This is a genomic window from Candidatus Chlorohelix allophototropha (assembly GCF_030389965.1).
GTDB classification, from domain to species: Bacteria; Chloroflexota; Chloroflexia; order Chloroheliales; family Chloroheliaceae; genus Chlorohelix; species Chlorohelix allophototropha.
This window is the reverse complement of the sequence record NZ_CP128400.1, coordinates 1,324,468-1,341,479: the sequence shown is the minus strand read 5'-3', so window position 1 is coordinate 1,341,479 and position 17,012 is coordinate 1,324,468. Positions and strand designations below refer to the sequence as shown.

Sequence of the window (17,012 nt, the reverse complement as noted above, 5' to 3'; positions counted from 1 at the left end):
CCCTTATCAAATTATACTCTAACTTACCATAGCCTGACCTGAATAATTGCTCAGAAAGTTAAAAATATCAAAATTAGTAAGTGTGATAAATAACACTAAGAAACTATTGACAGCGATTCAATCCCATGATATAGTTAGTGTGTAAATTACACATACAGATTTAGAAAATCATTTTTAGCCCTTCTCAATCCCGGTTCTATGGTATAACTACATTTTGCTTTTTTAATTAGGAAGGGCATAATTGCGGGTTTAGTTAGTGTTAATAATACATTAACCATAAGAAAGGTTCAAGAATATGCGCCGCTTCAAAGTTAGTGCCGGTTCAACCATTGGAAAAAATCATACGCTACTCCAGACCAACTGCCAAGACAAATACAATATTACGGAAATTCAGGTAAACGGTGAAAGCTACCTGATTGGAGTAGTCTGTGACGGATGCGGAAGCGGGAGCAATTCTGAAGTGGGCGCAGGTTTGATGGCTCGTTTTCTTTGCCAAGAAGCAGCGCGACAACTTTCCAAAGGCGTGCCAATCGAATGGCTACCAGACATGCTCTATCGGGCAGCCTTGCGCTATATGCGGCGCGTTTTACAGGGCTTGCGTGCGCTCAATCCGGCACAAAACCATGAGGTCATTGCCGAATATTTGTTGACTACGGTGCTAGGTTTTGTGATGGATAGCGAAAAAGGCATTATTTTCAGCGCAGGTGATGGCTTGTGCGTTTTGAATAAAAATATCAGTTCGATTGATCAAAATAATACTCCGCATTATCTGGCATATGATTTGCTGAACAATGTCCCCTCTTCGTTCGAGGTGCGCGAATTTTCGGTAAAGCAATTGGAGCGTTTGGCAATCTGGACGGACGGGCTTGACCCGCAACTATTACCCTCTACTTGGGGACACAGCCACCCACGCGGCTTGCAACGCCAACTAAATGTACATTCCCGCAAGGGGCGCCTAGAAGACGACACCACCGGGATTGTGGTAGAAAGAGTGGCATAGCCATGAAATTAGTAGTGGGCAACAAGCGGGTTACAGTACAGGAGAAAGATGTGCTAGGGGCAGGGGGTGAGGCTACAGTTTTGCGCTATAACAACCGCGCTCTCAAACTGTACCACTGCCCTAACCCAACTCGACTAAATAAAGTCAGAGAGTTAATCGAGTTTGCGCCAAGATTGCCATCCAACGTAATTTTACCAGAAGAACTGGTATGGGATGAGCGCGGCAAAGCTCCGGTTGGATTTGCAATGCGCAGTCTGCCAAACGGGTATATGCCGGTTTCACGCCTTTTCCAACGCGCCTATCGCGACTCTACCCATTTGAACGAACGCGATATAACGGGCGTGTTTCTGGAAATGCAACTTACCTTGCTGGCAATTCACGCTGCCGGGCTAGTTGTGGGAGACTTTAATGATAATAACGAGCTTTTTTACAACGATAAAGTCCAGTTCATAGATGTGGATAGTTACCAGTTCGGGCAATATCCCTGCCCGGTAGCAACCCGTGATTACCTCGACCCGCAACTTTACAACCGGGACTTGAGCGCTAATACGCTTTTCAGCCCTGCCAATGATTGGTACAGCTTTGCAGTGATGGTATTCAGGGCGTTGTTGCTGACGCATCCCTACGGAGGCACTCACCCGACTCTGAAACAGCTTGAAGCGCGAGCGCAAATTGGGGTTACAGTGTTTGACCGGAGCGTGAAATATCCTAAAACGGCTTTAAGTCCAAAATTACTGACGGATGAGTTATTGCAGCTTTTCCATAGTATTTTTGCAAAAGGATGGCGTGGGGCAATTCCGGTTGAACTATTGCAGCTTTACCAGGAGTCGTTGCAAGAATGCCATAGTTGCGGACATTGGTATCCGAATGCTCGCCTGCATTGCCCGGTCTGCGCCGCTACATTGGCGTTTGTTATGCCGGAGGTGATAGAGGTAAACGGGCTACGCTGTGAAGAATTTTTGAAGGTAAATGGCAAGCTGATTTTCTGGCAGTTGTTGGGCGATATTCTATATTGTTTGGCGAACGAGGAAGGCAATACCGTACTCTATACGAAAGCGGCGGGAACACCAATCAAGCGACAAGTGTTATTCCACGAACTACCGGGGGCGCGGTTTGAGTTTGCCGGAAATTTTCTAGCGGTCAGTCCCGCAATCGGTGACAATAGCCTGTTGGTAATTGACCTGAACGGAGACCATGCAACCGGAATTGCACGACTAACTACCGATTTATATGGTAGTAATACGGCGATTTTTGCCTGTGCTAACGGGCTACTTTACCGAGTTGCAGGAGGAATGTTGCTAAAAGGGGAGGTGCGCTGGGGACAATTGCTGGAACGTCCTGTCACCAGCATATTGGAGAACCAAACGTGGTTTGTGGCTGCACCCAACCCACTGCCAAATCAGGATAGGCTAATCGGTTATACCCGTATTTTTAACCGCTATGAGTTTTTCCTGTTGAACCGCGAGGGACGACATAACCTTGAAGTGGCTCTGCTGCAACCCGGAGAAAGTTTGCTGGAAACACAAGCTTTTTTCTCAGGCGCATTGGTACTGCTGGTACGAAAAACGCGCCATAACGGAGTTACATGGATACGATTCGAGGTGGTTGACGCTGACGGTAAAATCCGGCACAGCCGCAGAGGGAGTAATGCCGATTTTGGCGGTATAGATGAGCTTAGTGGTATCGCTTTTTCTCAAAACACCGCGTTACTGCCGACTAATGCCGGAATACTCAGGGTAGATTTGGCAAACGGACAGAATAGCCTATTACCTGCTACAGCCGCTTACGTGGGAGAAGGCGATGCGCTAATCCCTTACGGGCGGGGCTTGCTGGTAGTCAGTAATAACAGGATTACTTTTCTTAAAATGGTAAAATAAGTTTCAAACAATGGAATGAAAGGATATTTAAAATGGCAACGAATCAAACTAATGCAGCTTTCCCGGCTTACTACGACCCGGCAAAAGTCGGCACGCTATACCAATCTGAAATAGCGGTAGCAGCCGAAGCCGGGTTGAAAGCGCAAAGCGCCCCAAGCGCACATGATAAAAAGCGGGTTATGTTGCTACTGGTTGACCCGCAAGTGGATTTTATTCTACCGACCGGAACTTTGAGTGTGCCGGGCGCAGTGGAAGATACCCGCCGCACTATAGAATGGATTTATCAGCACAACGGGGAAATTACCAGTATCGCCGCTTCATTGGATAGTCACACCGCTTTCCAGATTTTCTACCCTACGTGGTGGATTAACGAAAAGGGCGAACATCCTGCGCCATTCACCACAATTTCGGGTGAAGATATTCGCAACGGCACTTGGAAGCCGGTTATTGATCCAACTTGGTCATTGCACTATGTTGAGGAATTGGAAAAGGGCGGCAAATATATTCTGATGATTTGGCCCTACCACACCATGATTGGAACACCGGGACAATCTATTGTACCCGCCTTATCAGAAGCGATTATGTACCATTCGGCGGCACGGCACGCCCAACCTATGTGGCTGATTAAAGGCTCTATTCCGCAGACCGAAAACTACTCCATCCTTGAACCGGAGGTGAAAGTACCCACGCATCCGTTAGGTGGATTGAATACTTCATTCCTCGATATGTTGAGCAAGTATGATTTGGTGTATGTGGCGGGTCAGGCAAAAAGCCATTGCGTGTTATCAACGATGCGCTCGATTATCCAGTATTTTAGCAACCAACCGGAGGTTATTGCCAAGTTGCGCTTCCTGATGGATTGCACTTCCTCGGTTCAGCACCCCGCCATTGACTTTGATGCAATTGCCAATGCCGAGTTGCAGGCGATGTCAAAACAAGGGATGCGGTTGGTAACTTCCAAAGACCCAATTAACTAATTCTCCTAAGTTATAAGCCCTGTCTGACTCAAAGAAGCGAGACAGGGCAATCAAATAATTACAACTATACCTTTGTAAAAGGTAGGGCTTACTTAAGGTTTGTCCGAAAGGAAGGGAAATATGAGCGGAAATATAAATGACCTCTTTAGCAGCGCGGTTCAAAACAATGATCTTGACCAACAAGCAGCGTTGGTATTGGTAGAAAATTTGGATGCGGTAGCGTTAGCGGGTTGCAATGGGGTGGGATTAGACCAAATTGATAGCGACGATGTAACGCTGGTGGCGGTAGTGCTGGATGAAAGCGGTTCGATGAGTCCTTACAGACAAGCAGTGATTGAAGGATTTAACCAGATGCTAGAAGCGTTGCGAGAATCGCGCCTGCCAGAATCAATCCTGTTAAGCACATGGGCTTTCAGCGCAAAACCTAGGTTGCTGTTCAGCTATACCCCCGTTACAGGGCTAAATGGTATCAATGGTGCGGATTTCAATCCCGATAGCAATACGGCGCTTTATGATACGCTACTGCACGTTATGACGGGAATGGTGGCATATGGGCAAATGCTTCGGGATAATGGAGTACGTACCCGTGGGGTGATTGTGGTCTTTTCAGATGGAGAAGATAACACCTCGAAAGCTAATAATCAGCAAGTACGTACCGTAAGTAATGCGCTAGTAGCACAAGAGTCTTATACATTGGCGTATGTGGGGTTTGGCAGCCACGATTTAAACCAAATCGCGCGCGAGGTGGGCTTCCCGGCAGTACTTACGGTGCAAGCATCGTCAAGCGAAATACGCCGCATCTTCCATCAGGTTAGCGCCTCGATTATACGTAGCCAAAGCACAATAGGGGCAAATCGTTTCTTTATTTGATGGGGTTTATTTGTAGCTTAAGGCGAGGGTATAGCCTTCGCCTTTTATCTTTTGCGTAGGCGACTGATAGTAACTAATCCGCTAGAGACTTGCTCTAAACAGCGGAAACCTGCCCTATCGTAATGTTGTTCCAGTTGCGCATAATCAAAAAATTTGATGCCGCTGGTAAGGGTTATCAGAGTATCAAGCAAGCGTCCGGTTTTACCACGCGCTTTCATTTGCACCATAAAAACGGCGTTGCCAAACTTGTCGAGAGTGCGGCGCGTTTCACTCAAAGCCGGTTCAGTATGTTTGAACTCGTTTAAAGCAGCGCCGTTGGTAATCCCTGCAAATGCTTTATTTATAAACGGCATATCCTCGACATCGGCCCTGACAAGCGAGATAGCGTCAGAAAGTCCTTCTTGTTCAATATATTTTCGCGCTTCTTGTAACATCTGCCAGCTATTGTCGATAGCGACCACATGTAGGGGTGCGCCTCCCATATTTAGTTTTCCATCTCGAATCGCACACGCAACTGCTCTGGCATAGAATCCGGTGGAAGAACCCTCGTCCAAAATAAAAGCGACCCCGTTATGGGTAGCAATCTCGTAACCTTCACGCTTAAAACCATCGGCATTGAGCATTTCAATTAGGGTTGCCAGTTCTTCTTCCGGTAACCATTCGCGACCACCCAGTAGAGATAAAGCGCGCTTTCTCCACAGACGCTCATAACCCCAAGCGGTGAAGGTAAACTGATTGGGTAATTGTCCAAAAGTGATATTAGGAGTGCGGCGAGACAGGAAATTAATTATGCCGTCTTTTACAGGATAGCGAGTGTGGCAGCGCGGGCAAACTCCCGCGCCGTCAAGAAGGGTTTCTTTGTTTACAATTCTGGAATTTTCTTGTTGCTGTAATCCATCGTGACCACAGTGCAAACACTTTAGAATAGGTAGTAAATCCAGTTGCATTAGTTCCTCAGATATACCAGCCTAGCAATTGTTAACAAGCTGTAAACTTCAATGCTACAGGTTGCGCATTTGCGGAAACAGAATAACATCGCGAATACTCGCTTGATCCAGCAGCAGCATGCAAAGGCGATCAATACCAACGCCAAGACCTCCGGTAGGTGGCATTCCATACATCAAGGCGTTAATAAAATCGAGATCCATTTGCATAGCTTCATCGTCACCAGCATCCTGATTGCGTTTCTGGTCAAGGAAACGCTCACGCTGGTCAACCGGGTCATTCAACTCGGTAAAAGCGTTGCCACATTCGAGACCGGCAATAAAAGGCTGAAATCTTTCGACTGTACCTGCTACTCCCGGCTTTTTCTTAGCAAGCGGCGAGAGTTTTTCAGGATAATCATAAAGGAATGTAGGCTGAATCAGCTTGGGAATTACAAAGGTTTTGAGAGTTTCATCGACAAGTTTAGGCCAAACCGTATCGGGTGCTACATCCACACCCAGTTTTTTAACTTCGCGATATAGGTCTTCCTGCTCAGGATATTGCTCATAATCGAGTCCGGTATAATCAATGATAGCCTGACGCAACTGAAGCCGCCGATAGGGTGGCGTAAAATCCACTTCGTAACCGCGAGTCTGAACTTTGAGCGTGCCGAGTACCTCTTGAGCAATATAGGCAAACATCTCTTCAACCAACTTCATCACATCGTTGTAATCCCAGTAGGCAGCATAACATTCCATCATCGTAAATTCAGGATTGTGACGAACATCAATACCTTCATTACGGAAATCTTTACAAATTTCATAGACTTTGCCAAAACCACCCGCCACCAAACGTTTTAGGTATAGCTCATCGGCAATACGCATGTAAAAATTTTGGTCAAGGGCATTATGATGGGTCACAAAAGGACGAGCCGAAGCGCCACCATACAAGGGTTGTAGGGTTGGAGTTTCCACCTCAAGGAAGCCTTGACGATCTAGATAGCTACGCATTGCGCTAATGATACGGCTACGCTTGACGAATACATCGCGCACTTCTGGGTTGGAAATTAGATCAACATAGCGCTGGCGATAGCGTTGCTCAGTATCCTGTAAACCGGCATGCTTATCGGGGGGTTGGTTAATCGCTTTTGAAAGTATATTCCACTGATGAACTTCAATAGTTTTATCGCCTGTTTTGGTAATAAAAGGCTTACCCACTACCCCGATAATATCACCGAGATCTACGCTATCCTTGAAAAGTAGCAAACTCTGTTCACCGGCTTCAAGATGAGCATCTTTCAAATAGATCTGGATACGGTTGCCGTCTTCTATCAAGTCTCCAAAAACTACTTTTTTATCGCGTTTAAGCATAAGACGACCGGAAACACCAACCAAGACTCCTGGCACTGGCGGATCGGCATGGTCATCTTTTTGCAACGCTTCAAAGTTTTGCAAGACTTCCGCAACGCTATGGGTACGTTGTAGGAAACGTGGCGGGTAAGGGTCTATTCCCAATTCCCGGAATTTTTTTACTTTATCCAGCCTTAAACGTTGGTATTCGTTTAACTGCATTCCATTTTCAAAACTGCTATAAGAATCCATCACGTTTTTCGTCTCTTCTCTTAATTTTTTGCTATAACAGACGGTAAGATGCCTGTGTGATTATAACAAAAAAGGAAACCGGACGTTTAATCCAGAATCCTTTCAATTTCTTCTACAATTATTTATAAGGAAGCTAGTCGATAGAGACTATCTTGACCTTAACGACACCAACACGAGCATTATAGGAAACTTCATCACCTTTTTTCTTGCCAACTATAGCAGCACCAAGAGGAGATTCAGTGCTGATTTTGTTCTCGGTTATATTAGCCTCTGCCGAGCTAACCAGCATGTAGACTTCTTCTTCTCCATCCTCATCAATAATCTTAACGGTACAACCTACACACGCTTGAGTATTACCATTAGTTTGGGTGATAACTTGTGCCCTGCTAAGGGTATTTTCAAGTTCGTAGATTTTCTTCTCGAGCATAGCCTGCTCTTGCTTGGCATCTTCGTATTCGCCACTCTCACTTATATCACCACCGTGTTTTGCTTGCTGAATACGTTCGGCTATTTCTTCCCGTTTAGTAGTCCGCAATTGATGCAATTCTTTTTCGAGTCTTTCCTTACCTTCGGCGGTAAGCTGAATGGTACGCTCAGTTATGCTCATATAAGAGTCTCCTCGAAACTCAATTTAGTAACGGTGCAAGAAAATCTACATCGACAATTTCCAGCACCACGTCTTCCTCTCTATAAAAACAGAGAGAAAAAACAATAGGGCGAGTGACCAAACCTGGCATAAGCACCGGGTTAATAATCAAAGCCTTTTAACTAAAAGGTCATATACTCCATGTTTGATAGCAATGAAGCTATCTGAAAACGGGAGTGGGTACTGCTTGGTTCGCACTACCAAATAGTATCGGAAATAAGAGCAACCTTGAGCCACTTAACAATTGCAGATTTTATATATCTGCACGGCTATAACTGAAGAAGTTGAGGCTAACCTCAGCAGGATATCCGAATTAACATTTGTAAAGCTGCTTGTTTTGCTCACCCTGTTCCGCGGAGTTAGTTTTGCTGCGGAAAGAGGGAAATTGCATTTATAGTACCACCTGTGAGTGATTTATCAGGTTTTGTAGGTACTTCACAACAAAAAAGAAAAACGAGAGCGCGGTTAAAAGTAAACCCCCCATGCTCTCGATATGCTTACGGATTTATTATATTTAATGTTTTGTATTTTGTAAAGAGTAGTAAAAGGTGCTTTCGAAGAAGGAGTTGTAGCCTCAATGTAGCGCATGGGTACAAGGCTAATTTAGCAATATACTTATTCTCCGGTGTGATAAAATATTAAAAAACAGTGAAAGGGTTCAATATTTAAAATGCATATAAGAAAAGATTCAGGCTCAATTATCTCTTCGAAAGCCTTCAGTAAAATGCTTTTTGTTTTAATTTTACTTCTAACCCTAAGTATATTTCTGTCTGCTTGCAGTGAGGAAGTTTCTTCGCAGAATAGTGGGGAAATTGCTAATGTGCCTCGCTTAAATCTAACAAATTGCTTATCAAGCAATGTTAGCACAGATGGTAGTCTTACACCTAACAAAACAGTACCAGTTCCACAGGGTTTTCGCATTTTTGTATCCAATACCTACCCGTATGCGCTTTCATATCCAGATAACTGGACTATACGGGAAAATCAGGCAGCAGGAAACCTCAAAAGCGACTTGATAGTGGCAGATTATAAGGATAATAGCCGAGCGTTTATGTTTGTCCTTTCCGAGAAACTCGACAATCCGGCTACTGACTCAAAAGCTTATTTTGATAGCAAGTTAAAGGAAGTTACCGCTACCCAAAAATCCTTGCCTATAGACCAGCAAGGAGAAAGAGCCGTAGCAGGTAACACAGCCTATGTCATCTCATTTAATGCTTCGCAACCTACCCAAACGCAATCTATTCAAATAACTTTTGTCAGTCAAGGGCGGGGATGGGTAATAAGCTATAGCGCTTCGCCTGATCTTGGTCAAAAATATTGTGGGCAGTTTGTTCAAATTCTGGATACCTTTACTCTGACCAATTTATCGAAGTAAATTTAACAGAATTCCTGCAAATTCTTGCGAATAGTGATATCGCCTTTAACGCGAGTTTGGCAAGCTAACCGTAGCTTTTGAACTAAGCTATGCCGACCTTTCCGAACCGCCAATTGATGTTCCTCTAAACGTGACATCGGAGAAACATTCTCAAATCCTTTAATCAAAACAAAGGCACATGTAGTACATCGAGCTTTACCGCCACAAGTGGTAGGCCAAGCTAACTGTTTAGCCAGTACTGCCTCCATAATTGTTAAACCGGGTTCCACTTCTAATTCCTGTCCTGAAGGTAAGATTGTAATGATGGGCATTTGTCATCCAATATATATGAAGTTAATAGTTTATCGAATTGTGAAGTAGCGTTAGCATGTAGTAATTATAGCAACTGGCAATTTTCACTTGCAATATCCAATATCCAATTGTTATGGAACTGTATATTGGAATGTCCTGAGGTTAATTTGACAAAAAGGACAACTATGTGTGAAACTAGGGCATGTTAATGCTCTCTCGGCTAGCATTAAAATCGGAGTTTTTGAGAAAAGTGAAGTTAATTTGAGAGTAATGTATTAAGGAGCGACCAAACTTGGGCGAGAAGAAAAAAATCCGGGTTGCTATTATTGGCGTAGGCAACTGCGCCTCTTCGCTGGTACAAGGCGTAGAATTCTATAAAAATGCCAAGGACAATGAATTTGTCCCCGGCTTAATGCATGTACGCCTCGGCGGATACCATATAAGCGATATTGAATTTAGCGCCGCTTTCGACATCAATGTCACCAAGGTCGGTAAAGACCTGAGTGAAGCAATTTTCGCTGAACCAAACAACACTATCAAATTTTCGGATGTGCCGCATATTGGCGTACCGGTTCATCGAGGCATGACACATGACGGGTTGGGTCATTATCTGAGCCAGATTATTACCAAGGCTCCCGGACCGACCGCAGATATTATTCGTATTCTGAAAGAAACTAAGACTGATGTAGTAGTAAATTACCTACCTGTTGGCAGCGAAATGGCTACCAAATGGTATGTAGAGCAAATTTTGGAAGCTGGTTGTGCTTTCGTAAACTGCATCCCGGTATTCATCGGACGTGAAGAATACTGGCAACGTCGCTTCCTTGCGAAGGGGCTTCCTATCATTGGCGATGATATCAAATCGCAGGTCGGCGCTACTATTACTCACCGTATGCTTGCCCGCTTGTTTGAGGAACGTGGTGTAAGGCTGGATCGTACCTACCAGTTGAATTTCGGTGGCAATACCGATTTCTACAACATGTTGGAACGCAGTCGCCTCGAGAGCAAGAAGATTTCCAAAACTAATGCCGTTACCAGTCAACTAGAGAACACCCATCTGGAAGAGAAAAACGTGCATGTCGGTCCTTCCGATTATGTGCCGTGGCTGGAAGACCAGAAATGGTGCCATATCCGTATGGAAGGTACTACTTTTGGCAACGTGCCTCTCAAAATGGAAGTAAAGCTAGAAGTATGGGATAGCCCCAACAGCGCCGGTGTGGTAATTGACGCATTGCGTTGCGCTAAGCTAGCTATGGATCGTGGCGTTGCTGGTACAATCGCCGGACCTAGCGCCTATTTCATGAAAAGCCCACCCGTACAGTATCATGATGATATCGCTCGCCGTATGGTGGAAGATTTCATTGATGGCAAAGACGATACTCGCCTTCCTTTCGACACTACTGTTCCTAGCACATCTGCTGTTAAGGAATAAGCTCTGAAAATCAAAAGGACTGTGGATTAATTCCATAGTCCTTTTGATTTTATACCTGTGTAAAATAAGAAAACAGTGATGTTTTTTTATTCCGACTCATGCGTATCTTTGCGCTTTTTTAGCGCTTCAAAATCCTGGTATCGTTTTTCACATTCCTCGATAACTTCCCAAGCTTTCGCTTCGTCATACCAACCTAACATCTCTGTCCATTTGTCTTCAAGAGCCTTATAGGTAGCAAAGAAGTTCTCAATTTCTCTCAACCAGTGTGGACCAAGATGCTCCAGTTTGGTAATATGGCGATATCGTGGATCCTTAGTAGGAACAGCCAGAATTTTTTCATCTTGTCCTTGCTCGTCTTGCATTCCCAAAATTCCAATGGGACGGGTATCAATAACGCAGCCAGGGAAGGTAGGAAAATCCATTAACACCAAAGCATCAAGTGGGTCGCCGTCTAAAGCAAGAGTCTGGTCTATATATCCGTAGTCTGCCGGATAATGAACCGAAGAAAAAAGAACACGATCCAATTTGAAAAGTTTGCGTTCTTTGTCAAACTCATACTTGTTGCGCGAACCCGTTGGAATTTCGATAATAACTTCAATACTCGTTCTCTTCAAAGTATTCTCCTGTAATCGAAATTACGATAAGGTTTTTTTTCGTCTATTACTAATCTTGATACCTATTTTATATCCGATAACCCTTTGTGGCAAGTTAGAACTGGTCTGAATATAATTTAAAATTCATCGAAATGGAGGGAACTTTTTTGCAACCCCTGACGTCAATAGTTATAGCGAGGAGAGATTGTTAGGAGAGGGATGCAAAGCCTATAAAGCTTGCAACCCTTTCTTCTTTTATAACATTCCCCATTTATTCCCTCATTTTTAAAACTCATCGAAAAATCCATATTTATACCCGCTACTTTTCCCCTCCTGCGGTGTTCTTATATATGAAGTAACTAAACGAATTATATCTATTTAGGAAAGCCCTATATTCGATATAACTTAGACAATTACTAGTCATATCAGCGAAAAAACATAAACAGCAGCATTTATAGAACTAGCATACAAAAAAGAAGTAGTGTCCTAGATAATTACGATAAGGTAACACTCATAGCGGATGCAACTTAGCGACCTAGAACTAGTTACTCGCTTGAAACAGGGCGATGCTGAAGCCGTGGGTGTATTGTTGGAGCAATATGCTCACCGCCTATATAACTATGCCTACTATCATTGCGGTGATCATTTTTTAGCTGAGGACATTGTAAGCGAAACGCTTAGCCGAGTCGTAACAAAAATCGAAAGTTATGAACAAAGAGAAGTACCTTTCAAAGCATGGATATTCCGTATCGCCCATAACTTTCTAGCAAATTCATTGCGGCAACGTAGCCGCCATCAAGCAGTTTCATTAGATGGCGTGGATTGGGACAAAAACCCGCATGTGACAGGGGAAAGTGAATGGAGTGCCGCTGATGCAGGTGAGTTGGCGGAGAATCTGGCAATTAGAGAAGAATTGCAACAAGCAATTACAGCATTACCGGACGATCAGAGAACAGTTCTCATATTACATCTTGTAGAAGGTCATAGCTTGGATGAAATTGCCAGCGCACTTGATAAAACTATACCAGCTATTAAAAGTCTTCAATATCGTGCAATTAAAAATCTGCGGCGTTTATTGAACCATGAAGAAGACCGGGTAAAGGGTAATGAACTAGGTAGCTTTGAGGATAAAGCAAGGCTTGGGTGGGGGTCAAACCAACGGCAATGAATGATGAAAATAGAATAGAAGCAGTATTACTCAATACAATCACACAAATAAAACAGGGTAATAGTATAAAGCAAGTGCTGATATATTACCCTGAAGAAGCTGCACAAGTTCGTCCTTTGGCAGAACTTGCGCAAGATATTATGGCGCTTCCTCGTCATAGTATGCGACCTGAAGCATTAACGACCTTAAAAGCACGCCTTATTACGCAGTTACCAACAAATAATAATGCATTTGTTCCTCCAATAATACCAATAGATATAAATAGCAAAAAACGAGTGGGCACTTCTACTGCTAAATCTGACAAGTTTAGTTGGAGTGGGTTATTCAATAAGGCGCAGACTGCTATCATTGCAGCTTCTTTACTTCTGATAATGACCGTGACGGTTTTCGGAGCAGGCATAGGACTTGAAATACAATCCCCTAGATTCGAAATTACCGGAACTATACAAGATGTTCAGGTTGATAACCTCACTATAAAGGATCAAAAGATTACTTATACCGAAACCACTATTATTAGGTATGGAGTCTTAGAAGTTGGGAAAGATACCTATGTAGAGGGTGTTATTGCAGATAATGGTACTAAGTTTGCTTTAGAAGTTCATATCTTAAATGCTAATAAAACATTTGAAGATACTACACCTTCGCCTAGTCCGGTTGAAAATACGCTTCCAGTTGTTGTAGTGCCACAGCCCACAACAGAGTTACTACCTGAGCCTTCACCAACCGATACTACGGTTACAACTACCGTACCAACTACAGCTACAACGATTGTTACAAGTAATAAAGGGCAGCCGATAGCGCCGATTAAAACTGCAACTTCTAAACCTGTCACTGTAAAAACGCCCGAACCAACAAAAGTTGTGCCAGTACAAACTACACGACCCGAATCGGAGGATTCGACTAAGAAGCCCATTGGTACAACTGACTCTGAAGATGATGATGCTACTGATAAGTCTAGAAATATTGACACGCCTAAAGTTACTGAAACTGAAAAAGCTACTGAATATACAAAACCACAGATTACGGAAACGCCCAAACCTAGTGGTACAACTCATACAACCACTACAACGCCTAGGACTACAATAAAGGGTGCCGGAACCCCTAAACCTACTACTCGGTAGTAATTATTAGACTATACCTTAACGAGCTTACTAACCACAGGTAGAGGTGTGAGTAAAATCCGCCTCTGCCTTTTTTCTTGTTCAGTTACACTCAAATGCATTTGACGCTAGAAATAAAATTTGAGGAATCAGGATAAAAAAACCCTTGACAAGAACCCTTGTTCGTGCGTATAATTGTTCTATTGTATATTTGTTTTAATCGCGAAGCTATGCCCTACAAATTTTAAGAGCATAACTCACAAATCCTTTATAACCTAGAGGGTGCTATAGCTAAAGGGAGTTTCAATTTTAATGGCTAACGCAGTAAGTGTTAAACCCAAAACTGCTTCTGCAGAAATTGAAGCGGTGCACATGAAACCCACAAGTGTTGCACCTTCTAACAAGCATAAAAACCCGACTGAGGCGTCTGCTAAGGCTAGCGCACGGTTAACCCGTTCAGGAGGAAGGCGCAAAATGAATCAGCTTTCTGCCAAACAGCAACGAATGCTTGAGTTTATTGAGCAATTCATTGATGATAATAATGGCTTACCCCCCACCGTAAGAGAAATACAACAGGCACTTACTATTTCCTCAACTTCAGTTGTTGACTATAACCTAGCAGCACTTGAGCAAAAAGGCTACATTAGCCGCACAGAGGGGAAGTCTAGAGCCATTTGTTTAAAATATCGTACCTCTGGGGCTAGAACACTCGAAGTGCCTCTCCTTGGCATTATTGCTGCCGGTGAACCCATTCCAGATCGTAGAGATAGAACCACCGAAGATACAGTTGAGGTGCCGCCTTCTATGCTAGGTACGCGCAAAGCAAATGAAGTATTTGCCCTTAAAGTAAAGGGCAATTCAATGGTGGATGCCCTTATCGCTGATGGTGACATAGTTTTAATTAAACCTCAGCAAACAGCTGAAGTTGGCGAAATTGTGGCAGTCTGGCTGGAAGAGGAACGCGAAACCACCCTGAAAAAGTGGTATCCTGATAAATCCAAAGATGAAGTGCGGTTGCAACCCGCTAACCCAACTATGGGACCAATAGTAAAAAAACTCAGCAATGCCCGTGTCATGGGTAAACTCGTTGGGGTTATCCGCGCTTCAATATAAAATAAGTCTCCGATTACCTCAAACCGAAAATAGTAATACTGTTTCCTGAGCTATTGGCAGGAATCAGTATTACCTTGAAATTGATTGCCTCATTTCTTCAGGAAAACAAAATTATTATGAAGTACAACAAAGAAAATAATAATAAAGATAAAGCTACCATTTCTGGAGATAGTGCTGCATCTTGTTGGAACTTTAAGCGCACTTCCAACATAACAGGCGAATATGGTTTCACTCTATCACAACGCACCGCTGACGGAACCTTGAGCGATTACCGAATCTTAGGTCAGTCCAAAGATATAACCATTTCGCAAAGTAGTAAAACTCGTCCGAATCGTTATAACTCCAGTGTAAAAATGGTAGCTTCGGACGGTCCTGCACCGTGGGATAATTTTAATCAAGTAAGTTATGTCAAATTGCCTGTGGTGGGAGAAGTCGCGGCTGGACAATATGATGTAACGATTGCCTATCACGAAACCGGCTATGGAGCGGATGTGGACTTTGTAATGCTTAATCAGGATGAAGTAAAAATCAATCGCCAAACATACGCCCTAAGAGTACGCGGTCAATCGATGATAGAAAACGAAATCGACGATGGAGACATAATAATAGTACAATCTCAAACTTGGGCTGACGAAGGGGATTTCGTTATTGCCTGCCTAACCGATAGCAATGACCCTGCCGGGCTAGTAACCCTCAAGCGATTTTACCGTCATCGTTACTCAGATCGAGTATTATTACAACCAGCCAATCAGAACTTAGGTCCAATCCATATTTTGCCGCAAAGAGGCGATTCTGAGCGTGATGATCTTGATGGGGTGAAAATCCAAGGACGAGTCGTAGCAATTATCAAAAACGGGTGGGTTAACTAACCCGGCGGAAATGATGGATTCATATAACACCTGCCCTACACAATAAAGGTAAGACAGGTGTTATTTTATTTACTCAAAACTAACCCAGAATACTATTCTTTTCCAGATATTCATGCAAAGAAAAGGCTTTTATTCCAAATTCCTTCTCAAGAATCTGATCATCACCAGTAGTATTCTCAAAATCAAATAATTCCAGTGTTGCTGGGGTTAAAGGAGGTTCGGGTAACATATTGAATAGAGCCGCGTTTATACGTGCCAAAGGCAAGGGTAGATATAAAAACAAGCGCTGCTTCTTCAAATTCTTTACAACGAGGGATATAAGCTCTTTATAGGTAAAAGTTGCTGGTCCCCCAAAAGCAACTGCCTTACCTATTTTATCATCTCGATTAATACATTCGATTGCAGCCGTAACTACATCCTCAACATAAATCGGCTGAAAACGAATTTTACCATTTCCAATAATAGTAGCAATCGGAAGCATTTTAATAATACGCGCCTGTGCTTCGAAAAATTCTGCGCCACGCCCAAAAAGAATACTGGGTTGTAGAATAGTCCAGTTTAATTTGCTGTTGCGAACAGTTTGTTCAGCTTCCCACCGAGTTCGCATATAACTTCCGGGCTTACCTTGGATAGTACCTAAGCCGCTACCCAAAATAAACCGCTTTACACCGGCTGCTTCCGCCGCAGCTACGACATTCTTAGTGCCTTCAACATTTACGCGCCAGTAAATATTGTCCTTATCCTTGTAGTTAGCAGTAACCTGAGCATAATCAAAAACTGTCTCAATCCCTTTCATTGCTTTAGCAAGTGAAGCAGGATTTAATACATCACCTTCGACTATTTCCAAACCTGATAATTTCTTCAGCGCAGCTAAACTCGCCGCACTTCGCTTGGAAGAGCTAGAACTTGAACGCACCAAAACCCTAACCCTGCCGGGATAACTTTGCAAAAGTTTTGGCACTAAATTTCTTCCAATAAATCCGGTACTACCAATAACCAAAATCATCTATTTTCTCCATTGTTTTTCATTGAGATTATCACCTTATAATTATAACCCACTGTTTGAGATTAAACTTTTGAAAGAAGTTTGACAGGGTTAAGGTTTGATATATATAATCGAAGCATTGGAATACTGTTTTCATATCTTACCTCACAAATCTGTAGCTCACAGAATAG

General features: G+C 43.3%; 16 protein-coding genes. 10 read left to right on the top strand and 6 right to left on the bottom strand.

Going from position 1 to position 17,012, the window contains the following annotated elements:
• Positions 1-295: 295 nt before the first annotated feature.
• The 4 genes from OZ401_RS18375 (at position 296) to OZ401_RS18360 (ending at position 4,724) form a co-directional block, all read left to right on the top strand.
• Positions 296-1,000 (top strand): protein phosphatase 2C domain-containing protein, encoded by a 705-nt coding sequence (locus OZ401_RS18375; protein WP_341469976.1) that lies wholly within the window; start codon positions 296-298, stop codon positions 998-1,000.
• Between the two features lie 2 nt (positions 1,001-1,002).
• Positions 1,003-2,877: a hypothetical protein gene (locus OZ401_RS18370; RefSeq protein WP_341469975.1), complete on the top strand. Its 1,875-nt coding sequence runs from the start codon at positions 1,003-1,005 to the stop codon at positions 2,875-2,877.
• A 32-nt stretch (positions 2,878-2,909) separates the two neighbouring features.
• On the top strand, positions 2,910-3,854 hold the full coding sequence (locus OZ401_RS18365; RefSeq protein ID WP_341469974.1) for a cysteine hydrolase family protein: 945 nt from the start codon (positions 2,910-2,912) through the stop codon (positions 3,852-3,854).
• Positions 3,855-3,974: 120 nt separating this feature from the next.
• Entirely contained in the window at positions 3,975-4,724 is a 750-nt protein-coding gene (locus OZ401_RS18360; protein WP_341469973.1) for a vWA domain-containing protein, read from the top strand.
• 44 nt (positions 4,725-4,768) lie between these two features.
• On the opposite strand, the gene OZ401_RS18355 is transcribed toward OZ401_RS18360, so the two are convergent.
• From OZ401_RS18355 to greA, 3 genes are all read right to left on the bottom strand, one after another.
• Complete coding sequence (locus OZ401_RS18355) at positions 4,769-5,671, bottom strand: methyltransferase domain-containing protein (protein ID WP_341469972.1); 903 nt, start codon at positions 5,669-5,671, stop codon at positions 4,769-4,771.
• Between the two features lie 54 nt (positions 5,672-5,725).
• Positions 5,726-7,249, bottom strand: coding sequence for a lysine--tRNA ligase (gene lysS, locus OZ401_RS18350; RefSeq protein ID WP_341471837.1), 1,524 nt, complete (start codon positions 7,247-7,249; stop codon positions 5,726-5,728).
• A 133-nt stretch (positions 7,250-7,382) separates the two neighbouring features.
• Positions 7,383-7,856 (bottom strand): transcription elongation factor GreA, encoded by a 474-nt coding sequence (greA, locus tag OZ401_RS18345; protein ID WP_341469971.1) that lies wholly within the window; start codon positions 7,854-7,856, stop codon positions 7,383-7,385.
• An 859-nt stretch (positions 7,857-8,715) separates the two neighbouring features.
• Here greA and OZ401_RS18340 point away from each other — a divergent pair.
• Positions 8,716-9,270 carry a hypothetical protein gene (locus OZ401_RS18340; RefSeq protein WP_341469970.1) on the top strand — a complete coding sequence of 185 codons (555 nt, stop codon included), beginning with the start codon at positions 8,716-8,718 and terminating at the stop codon, positions 9,268-9,270.
• 2 nt (positions 9,271-9,272) lie between these two features.
• Here the strand turns inward: OZ401_RS18340 and OZ401_RS18335 are convergent, their stop codons facing one another.
• Complete coding sequence (locus OZ401_RS18335; RefSeq protein ID WP_341469969.1) at positions 9,273-9,581, bottom strand: 2Fe-2S iron-sulfur cluster-binding protein; 309 nt, start codon at positions 9,579-9,581, stop codon at positions 9,273-9,275.
• 272 nt (positions 9,582-9,853) lie between these two features.
• Here OZ401_RS18335 and OZ401_RS18330 point away from each other — a divergent pair, with 272 nt between their 5' ends.
• On the top strand, positions 9,854-10,993 hold the full coding sequence (locus tag OZ401_RS18330) for an inositol-3-phosphate synthase (RefSeq protein ID WP_341469968.1): 1,140 nt from the start codon (positions 9,854-9,856) through the stop codon (positions 10,991-10,993).
• 86 nt (positions 10,994-11,079) lie between these two features.
• Here OZ401_RS18330 and OZ401_RS18325 read toward each other — a convergent pair whose 3' ends face one another.
• Positions 11,080-11,607, bottom strand: a complete 528-nt coding sequence (locus OZ401_RS18325; RefSeq protein ID WP_341469967.1) for an inorganic diphosphatase — start codon at positions 11,605-11,607, stop codon at positions 11,080-11,082.
• Positions 11,608-12,106: 499 nt separating this feature from the next.
• Here OZ401_RS18325 and OZ401_RS18320 point away from each other — a divergent pair, with 499 nt between their 5' ends.
• The 4 genes from OZ401_RS18320 to OZ401_RS18305 all read left to right on the top strand — a co-directional run bounded on the left by OZ401_RS18320 (position 12,107) and on the right by OZ401_RS18305 (position 15,836).
• Entirely contained in the window at positions 12,107-12,754 is a 648-nt protein-coding gene (locus OZ401_RS18320; protein ID WP_341469966.1) for an RNA polymerase sigma factor, read from the top strand.
• Entirely contained in the window at positions 12,751-13,875 is a 1,125-nt protein-coding gene (locus tag OZ401_RS18315; protein WP_341469965.1) for a hypothetical protein, read from the top strand. Before OZ401_RS18320 ends, OZ401_RS18315 begins: the two co-directional genes overlap by 4 nt.
• Before the next feature lie 453 nt (positions 13,876-14,328).
• Complete coding sequence (gene lexA / locus OZ401_RS18310; protein WP_341469964.1) at positions 14,329-14,967, top strand: transcriptional repressor LexA; 639 nt, start codon at positions 14,329-14,331, stop codon at positions 14,965-14,967.
• Positions 14,968-15,083: 116 nt separating this feature from the next.
• Entirely contained in the window at positions 15,084-15,836 is a 753-nt protein-coding gene (locus OZ401_RS18305) for a LexA family protein (protein ID WP_341469963.1), read from the top strand.
• Between the two features lie 79 nt (positions 15,837-15,915).
• On the opposite strand, the gene OZ401_RS18300 is transcribed toward OZ401_RS18305, so the two are convergent.
• The gene (locus OZ401_RS18300; protein WP_341469962.1) at positions 15,916-16,842 is read right to left on the bottom strand and encodes an NAD(P)H-binding protein; all 927 of its coding nucleotides are present in this window, start codon (positions 16,840-16,842) and stop codon (positions 15,916-15,918) included.
• Between the last annotated feature and the right edge of the window lie 170 nt (positions 16,843-17,012).